Origin of the sequence: Candidatus Thioglobus sp., from assembly GCF_029243085.1 — a bacterium.
Lineage (GTDB): Bacteria > Pseudomonadota > Gammaproteobacteria > PS1 > Pseudothioglobaceae > Thioglobus_A.
Genome location: NZ_JAQWSS010000066.1, coordinates 1 through 8064, shown reverse-complemented (window position 1 = coordinate 8064; position 8064 = coordinate 1). Strand labels below are relative to the sequence as shown.

The window sequence follows — 8064 nt, the reverse complement described above, 5'->3', positions numbered from 1 at the left end:
AAAAATAAAATTATTATACCACGGGCAAGAGAAATACAAGCTACCATACAACTTTTTTTAATAGCTACATATATTTATAAAGTTGTTATTAACAAAGGAGATTAGAGCGAATTATTAGCTATAAAAAGCATCTGTTATTGTCGTGTAATAACTCCATTTTCAATAGTAAATACTGAAGTATTTTCGGATTCAATTTGCAATGAATTGATACCAATATCTGTCATAAAAATTTGTATATTTAATTGCTGTAAATAATTTAATATAGTTTTAATTTTTATATTATCCAATTCAGAAGATATATCATCAATTAGTACTACTGGGTGAATGTTGTTTTTAACCAACATAGAGACTTGTGTCAACCAAAATATTATTGATAACATTTTTTGTTCACCTCGTGACAAAAAGCATTCCTCTTGCTTATTAAGATAAAATTTTAAACTGGCTTTATGAGGGCCATAATTTAGGTATTTAGTCTTAAGTAAATAAGATTTATTTTTGAGTAAATAATGATAAATACTATCCGTATTATAAGCATCTACTTCTTTTGGCCATCCTGATTTGAATTCATAATCAAACGTATTAATTGATTTAAATAAATCTGATAAATTATCTAGTATCTCACATGAATTAATTCTTTTTAATTCGGTTATATAATTATTTCGAGCAATATTGATATTTGTTGACAATTGAGAAATTTCCAAAAACCAATTGTCTAATTCTTCAATTTTTTGTTGAGAAAGTAAAATATTAATATTTTTTAACGCTTTATTATATTTTTTAAAATCTGTTAAAAATTCAGGTTCCACGTGAAACACTCCCCAATCCAGATAAGACCTTTTATTTTTAGGTGTCCCGTTTACAATAAAGCCTTTATCAGGTGTAATTATTTGAATTGGTAAAATTTTAGAAAGCGCACTACTGTTTTTTAATCGTAGTTGATCAATATCAATACAAGTTTTTTGTTTTGATTTTTCTAATTTAATCCGATAATTATCTACTTTTGCATCTAATTGGAATTGGCGATGATTAAGCTGAATTAGCTCTTTTAAGGATTTCGTTTTAAATGATCGATTATGGCCTAAATAATATATAGCCTCAATTAGGCTTGTTTTTCCTTGTGCATTATTAGCAATAAATAAATTTAATTGGCTTCCAGGTTCGATGTATTGTTGATTAAGATTTCGAAACTGTGAGATAGCTAATTTATGAATAACCGCCACAATCAGTTATTAAATGCGCATAGGCATAACTACATATTGGTATGTTTCATCAATAGGGCTACTTATCATACATGATTGATTTTCACCGCCAGGAACAACCATATTAATTTCATCAGAACTTAATTTTTCTAAAATAGAAATTAAATAATGGATATTGAAAGCTATTTCTATTTCTTTATCAAAATTCTTTGTAGAAATTTGTGTTTTGGCTTGCCCTCTTTCTGAATGGGAGAATATATTTAACTGAGATTTTTTAAATACTAACTTAACACCCTTTGTTCGTTCCTCAACAAAAATAGAAGCTTGTTGTAATGAGTTTAAAAATTCTAAGCGATCAATAACAATAGTATTTTCAAAATCAGTTGGCAATACTTGAGAATAATTAGGAAAATTACCATCAATTAATCGACTAATAATAGTTGTATTGTCACTGATTAAATAAAAATAGTTATTTGATAAATGGATATCAACTTCATTATGGTCATTTTTGTTTAATATTTTTGTTAATTCCATTACAGCTTTTCTTGGAAGAATGACTGTTTTTTTATCTGTTAAATTATTAGGTTGTTTAATTTCTCCAATTGATAAACGATGACCGTCTGTTGCTACTACAGTAATACTAGATTGGTCAACTTCGAAATATAAACCGTTTAAATATGCTCTTATATCTTGGTTACCCATTGAAAAACTTGTGTTTTCTATTATTTCTTTCAATTGTTGGCAATTAACTTTAATAATATCACTGTCTTCAATTTTAGGTAATGCGGGAAAATCTTGATGATTAAACGTGTTTAATTCAAAAGAATTTTTATTGGTTTTGATATAAATTTTTGATTCTTCAATAATAAATTCAATAATAGTATCTTGCGGTAACTTTCTAATAATATCTATTAAATCTTTTGCATAAATAGTAAATGATACTTCTTCTTGTGTTTGTATAGACTGAGATGCTCGAATCTCGATTTCCATATCTGTAGTGGTTAATGTTAATTGATTGTTTTTTAGTTGAATTAACACATGAGAAAGTATAGGTAGTGTTTGTTTTTTTTCTACAACACCGATAACTGTTTGCAAAGGCTCAAGTATTTCTTTGACAGTTAGTTGAGTAATCATTGTGATATCCTTTTATTAAAAATTATTGTTATTATTAGTGAGGTTATATTTAGTGTATAAATGTTTTTTTTCTTTAAAAATTAAGTATTTAAACTGTTGATATCTTGTTTGTATTTTATGTAAGAAAATGTTCATATGGGTATAAAATTTCGATTTTAGTTTAGTTGTTAATTTTTTCCACTACCGTTTGTATAACCTAATTGTTGATATGTTTATAAGTTAGCTAATCTTAATTTTATTAAATCGTAATCACCTTTTATATCTTGGTTTTCCAATTTTTCTTTGATTTTTTTGATTGCATGTATAACTGTTGAATGATCCCTGTTTCCGAATTGTTTTCCAATTTTATTTAGTGAAAGGGAGCTAAGCTCATGGCAAATATAAATTGCCATCTGTCTTGCAAGAACTATGTGCTGTTTTCTAGATTTTGAGCTTAAGTCTGAGACGGTTAATGCATAGTGCTTTGCAACTTCTTTTTGTATATCATTTACATCAATATTTTTTATTTGTGGCTTAATTAAATCACCTAAGGCTGCCTCAACAACTTCTTTTGATATAAATGAGTTATCTATCTTTGAGAAGTCTACAAATGCTTTTAATTTTAATAGTGCGCCTTCTAAATCTCTTACATTTGATGTTATATGGCCAGCAATAAACAAAGCAACATCTTCTGTAAGCTCTATGTTTATATTTTCATTTTGTGATTTTTTTAGCAAAATTGCTGCACGCATTTCAAGTTCTGGCGGTGTTAAGTGTAGGTTTAAGCCTTGGGAAAATCTTGTCTTAAGTCGCTCTTCTAGTAACTTAATTTTTTTAGGTGGTTGGTCACAGGTAAATATAATTTGTTTTTTTCCATTAAACAAAAAATTAAAGATATGAAAAAATTCTTCTTGAGATTTTTCTTTTCCGGCAATCAAATGAATATCATCTACCAACAGTAAATCTGCTGATTGATAAAACAACTTTATATCTTCAATATTATTGTGTCTTAGGCTAGAGGTAATATTTCTGACAAAATCCATTAGTGGTACGTATAAAATTTTTAAGTTCGGATTCTGGGCTTTTGCTAAGTGTCCAGCAGCCTGCATTAGATGAGTTTTCCCAAGCCCCGATCCTCCATAAATAATAAAAGGGTTGTATGGCGATCCTTTTATGTTTTCTGCAATTTGTTTAGTTGCTCCGTAAGCCATTTGGTTTGCATTACCTAGTACTAAATTATCAAATGTATAATCTTCAAATAGGGGTGTGGCATGTCTTTTGTTATTAACTGGTTTTTTATCAATAGCAATAAAAATTTTTAAATCTTTATTGTGTTGGTTAACAACCGCCTTGATTTGTGTTTTTAAGTTTTTATTTATATAGTCTTTAGTTTGGGTATTTGGAGCAAGTAGTGTTAAAGTTTCTCCATCTTCAAGTGCCTTTAATGGTTGAACCCAAATACTGTATTGAGATAACGGAATGGTATCTTTAAGTGTATTTAGACATTGTGTCCAAGTTTGTGACATAATCGCTATTTGAAATTTATAATGATATACTTTAGCATTATATTTGTTTTAAAAGGATTTACATGATTGGTTTAGAAAAGTATTTTGAGAAGTTGTTATGGAGTTCAAGGCTAATGGTTTTGGCAGCTGTGGTTTCTTCGTTGTTATTGTCGTTATTATTATTCGTTATAACAGCAATTGATGTTGCTAGTCTAATTAGCCATGCAGGTGATTATATTGGCGCAAATGCTGAAGCTAAAAGAGCGCTTAAAATTGAAATGGTGGCGCATACAGTGGGTTCAATAGATGGTTTTTTATTGGCTACTATTCTATTAATTTTTGCCCTTGGATTATATGAGTTGTTTATTAGTGAAATTGATGATGCCAAAGGTAGTGGCCAGTCATCCAAGGTATTAGTTATTAATTCTTTAGATGATTTGAAGGCTAAATTGGCTAAAGTTATTTTAATGATATTAGTTGTAACTTTTTTCGAGGTTTCTCTTTCCATGACTTTTGTTAGTGCATTAGATTTAGTCTATTTTTCTTTAGGAATCTTAATGGTTTCTTTGGCGCTTTATTTTGGCTCTAAGTCAACGCACTAAGCCTTTAGGCGTTGATTTTTATCAGTAAATAGCGTAACATTCATTCCTTTTTTATTATGAGAATTATTATGCGTCAAGTTATTGTTGCAGGCAACTGGAAAATGAATGCGTCAAAAGAAACAGTCAACACTTTAGTGATGGGTATTCTTGCAGGTATGGCGGATGTAAAGTCCAAGGTGATAGTTTGTGCTCCTGCACCATACATGTCACAAGTTGAAGCATTAATAACTCATTCACAACTTAATCTTGGAGCACAAGATCTTAACGTTAATGCTTCAGGCGCTTTTACCGGTGAGGTGAGTGCAGATATGATTAAAGATTTTGGTGCTCAATACGTGATTGTTGGACATTCTGAAAGAAGAAGTTTATACGGTGAAACTGATGACGTTGTTGCCCATAAAGTTCAAGTGGCATTAGATAATGGATTAACACCACTATTCTGCATTGGTGAGACATTAGATGAGAGAGAGTCTGGCAACATGGAAAATGTTGTATCTCTTCAAATTCAAGCAGTTATTGATCTTGTAGGTATTGAAGCTTTTAAGAATATTATTATTGCTTATGAACCAGTTTGGGCAATTGGAACAGGTGTCACAGCAACACCACAGCAAGCACAAGATGCACATGCATTCATCCGCTCAATGTTAGCCCAAAATAATGCTGATATTGCTCAAACTTGCTCTATTTTGTATGGTGGTAGTATGAATCCAGGTAATGCAACTGAGTTGTTAGGTTGTGAAGATATTGATGGTGGCCTGATTGGTGGAGCTTCATTAAAATCAGATGATTTTTTACAAATTTGTAAGGCGGGTTAAGCTATGTCATTTCAAATTATTTTAATTATTCATGTGTTGTTGGCCCTAGGCCTCGTTGCACTAATTTTAATGCAGCATGGTAAGGGTGCAGATGCTGGCGCTGCTTTTGGTGCTGGCGCATCTGGATCTGTATTCGGTGCTCGTGGTGCAAATTCATTTATGTATAAGTTAACAGCTAGTATTGCAACTGCATTTTTTGTAACTAGTTTAACCTTGGCTTATTTAGCTACCAACGAAACAACTACAGATAAAGAAGCAAATAGTATTATGGAGCAATCCGGTCCGTTAGATGTTGTACCTTCGGATGTGCCAATGATGACACCTTCTTCTACTGTATCAGATACTAGCGATATTCCTCAATAAACAAAATCATTTGCCGATATGGCGGAATTGGTAGACGCGCTACCTTGAGGGGGTAGTGAGCTACGCTCGTGCCAGTTCGACTCTGGCTATCGGCACCATATTTAATAACGAATAAAAACGGCGACCTATGTGTCGCCGTTTTTATTTATAGGATCCTTTTATGCGTTTCACGTGAAACAGTAAATACATAATTCTTTTTATAATTCTATCTAACACCGTCTTATATGCTTATGTAAACGAACCATAAAATTTGATTGGGTTTCGAATAATATGTTTTATTTGAATTAATGACTTATGGATTAGCACCCTCATTCTAAAAAAAATGAGACCTATATCAGGTTTTATCTTTATGAATAGCAAATGAACTTATTGTTGCAATCGTTATATTAGTTTATGCGTTAGCTAGCAACTGTCAGTATTTTGTACGAATACTTTAATAAGACGCCCCTTGTGTATGATGATTTGATAGATCTATTTAGTCTTGATTAAAAACTACTGATTGCGATTAAACTTATTGATGTTTTTATTTTGAATTTAATTTAATTAATTCAAAAAAAAATAGTAGAAAGAGTTATCTTATTTTATTAACGTCAATTCATTCATCAATGTAAGCAACATTTAAGAAGTTCAACATAGTTTATTATTTAGGATTTTATTCAAGAATTACCAAAAAAATAAGCATTTACCACTCTTCAAAAATAGCATACACACAATAATCCATTATTAGAACTCTGATTTATAGTATGAATCCAACTTTCATCTTAAATTTATTCGTTATCAAATGTATTCATCATTTGATGCGTAAGGTAATTTAATTCTTGAGAGTGAACAGGGCTTGATGATGAGATATTAAAAGCTATGTTGATAATTTACCAGTATTAAAAGTAGCCCGGTATGAATAGATTGGTATTTAAACTTTTAATAATATTATCATTAATAAAATCTATCATTATTAAATATATTGCTAACTCTTCCTGATGAGCACAAATTTTTAATGTTATTAAAGTTATGATAACTTAAAAACCTACTACTATTTTGTTGATGTTCTTGAAAACTAATCCTTTCCAGATAGGTATTAAATTGAAATTAGGCTTAACGTGATTAATTTTTACCTCGAAATTTAGCCAAATTTGAATTTTAAGATACTAAGGCAAGTATAAGTGTGGTGACAACCTATTTCGGTTAAATTAAAGGATATTCTGAATCCATTAGACAATCACAGCCTCGATTTGGTTGATTTTAAGAATTTTCACTTGCTCTGAACCAGAAGTTAGCATAATGACTATTACATTTGAATGCTATTCTCTATTTTTGTATCTTGATATACTTTATTTAGTAAAAAACATCAATACTTTAAAACATGTGTAAAAATCTAAGATTGTTTGTGATTCATATTGTAATCATGCTGATTGATTTTGCTTAAAGCTGAAGTGGGTTAGATTGATAACATTAAATCAAAGATGTGATTATTCAACCCTTGAGCAAATATTTTATTAGATGTTTATTATATTAGTATTAACGATAGTCTTGCATTAACATTGTTTGATGATTGCTATAACAGTGATACATAACTATACAAAAAAATTAGCAGGGAATTTTAGTGAAATATGAGGTTATATCTATATTATGGTATAATAATATCAATTAAGTTATTGAGACAAATGTCATGAAAAAAGTAAATTTATTTTTTATCATCATCGGTATTTCATCTGTTAATGCTTCGGCATTCTTTAATACTGATAGCATGATGCCATTTGCAACTGGTACTGGATATAACAATTCAGTTCCGTGGAGTAACAATGCTAATTGGAATCCTATGTCTGGTAATGGACAATATTCCCCGGCTAATGATGCTCGAAACATGAGTCGTTATGGTGCTCGACCAACTTCGCTTAAGAGTTATCGTCAAAACCCAACGTTTATACCAAATAATGCAATGGTTATCCCTAGTCAAGCTCAACCAAGTAATTGGCTTCAAGATACTGATTTCAGTAAAACTTTAGAACAGATTACACACTCGACTAGTAAAACTTTCTTTGTTGATGAAATGCCAATAAATCTTGGAACTGGCATTCAGAATTTTAAGGATCAATCGAGAGAAATTGAAAAGGCAGTAGGCAATCAATTGCACTATAGCGGCAATTCTGACTCAATATATGGCAAACAGGGATATGGATTATCACCTGCCGCCTCAACTACTTCAAGAGTTTTAGTAGAGTAGAATTTTTTTGAGTAGCTGTTAAATAAAAACGATGATTACTCAAAATATAAGAATATAATTGATTACTAATATATAATTAATGTATAATACATTTAATGCTGAACAATGGTTCAGCACTTTAAATAACACTGTCAATAATGATTGTGTTGAAACTACATAATAATCTGGGAGATTAACATGAAAAAAATTATCGCAATTACTACTTTAGTAGCAGCTACTTCAGCTTCAGCTTTCTTTGGTAACTCA

7 protein-coding genes and 1 tRNA gene are annotated in these 8064 nt (G+C 30.4%); 5 read left to right on the top strand and 3 right to left on the bottom strand.

Annotation, left to right across the window (positions count from 1 at the left end; all coding sequences use genetic code 11):
- Positions 1-134 precede the first annotated feature (134 nt).
- The 3 genes from recF to dnaA all read right to left on the bottom strand — a co-directional run bounded on the left by recF (position 135) and on the right by dnaA (position 3838).
- Entirely contained in the window at positions 135-1220 is a 1086-nt protein-coding gene (recF, locus tag P8M52_RS03735; protein ID WP_300307519.1) for a DNA replication and repair protein RecF, read from the bottom strand.
- A gap of 9 nt (positions 1221-1229) precedes the next feature.
- Complete coding sequence (gene dnaN / locus P8M52_RS03730; protein WP_300307516.1) at positions 1230-2333, bottom strand: DNA polymerase III subunit beta; 1104 nt, start codon at positions 2331-2333, stop codon at positions 1230-1232.
- Between the two features lie 212 nt (positions 2334-2545).
- On the bottom strand, positions 2546-3838 hold the full coding sequence (gene dnaA, locus P8M52_RS03725; RefSeq protein WP_300307513.1) for a chromosomal replication initiator protein DnaA: 1293 nt from the start codon (positions 3836-3838) through the stop codon (positions 2546-2548).
- 62 nt (positions 3839-3900) lie between these two features.
- Here dnaA and P8M52_RS03720 point away from each other — a divergent pair, with 62 nt between their 5' ends.
- From P8M52_RS03720 to P8M52_RS03700, 5 genes are all read left to right on the top strand, one after another.
- Positions 3901-4419 carry a YqhA family protein gene (locus tag P8M52_RS03720; protein ID WP_300307510.1) on the top strand — a complete coding sequence of 173 codons (519 nt, stop codon included), beginning with the start codon at positions 3901-3903 and terminating at the stop codon, positions 4417-4419.
- A gap of 68 nt (positions 4420-4487) precedes the next feature.
- Entirely contained in the window at positions 4488-5234 is a 747-nt protein-coding gene (gene tpiA, locus P8M52_RS03715; protein ID WP_300307522.1) for a triose-phosphate isomerase, read from the top strand.
- Between the two features lie 3 nt (positions 5235-5237).
- Positions 5238-5597, top strand: coding sequence for a preprotein translocase subunit SecG (secG, locus tag P8M52_RS03710; RefSeq protein WP_300307507.1), 360 nt, complete (start codon positions 5238-5240; stop codon positions 5595-5597).
- 12 nt (positions 5598-5609) lie between these two features.
- Positions 5610-5695, top strand: a tRNA-Leu gene (locus P8M52_RS03705).
- A 1568-nt stretch (positions 5696-7263) separates the two neighbouring features.
- Positions 7264-7818: a hypothetical protein gene (locus tag P8M52_RS03700; RefSeq protein WP_300307504.1), complete on the top strand. Its 555-nt coding sequence runs from the start codon at positions 7264-7266 to the stop codon at positions 7816-7818.
- The last annotated feature ends 246 nt before the right edge of the window (positions 7819-8064 follow it).

Excerpts from the sequence above, each read along its gene's own strand:
- dnaN (WP_300307516.1), bottom strand. The coding sequence starts at position 2,333 with ATGATTACTCAACTAACTGTCAAAGAAATACTTGAGCCTTTGCAAACA.
- dnaA (WP_300307513.1), bottom strand. The coding sequence starts at position 3,838 with ATGTCACAAACTTGGACACAATGTCTAAATACACTTAAAGATACCATT.
- P8M52_RS03720 (WP_300307510.1), top strand. The coding sequence starts at position 3,901 with ATGATTGGTTTAGAAAAGTATTTTGAGAAGTTGTTATGGAGTTCAAGG.
- tpiA (WP_300307522.1), top strand. The coding sequence starts at position 4,488 with ATGCGTCAAGTTATTGTTGCAGGCAACTGGAAAATGAATGCGTCAAAA.
- secG (WP_300307507.1), top strand. The coding sequence starts at position 5,238 with ATGTCATTTCAAATTATTTTAATTATTCATGTGTTGTTGGCCCTAGGC.
- P8M52_RS03700 (WP_300307504.1), top strand. The coding sequence starts at position 7,264 with ATGAAAAAAGTAAATTTATTTTTTATCATCATCGGTATTTCATCTGTT.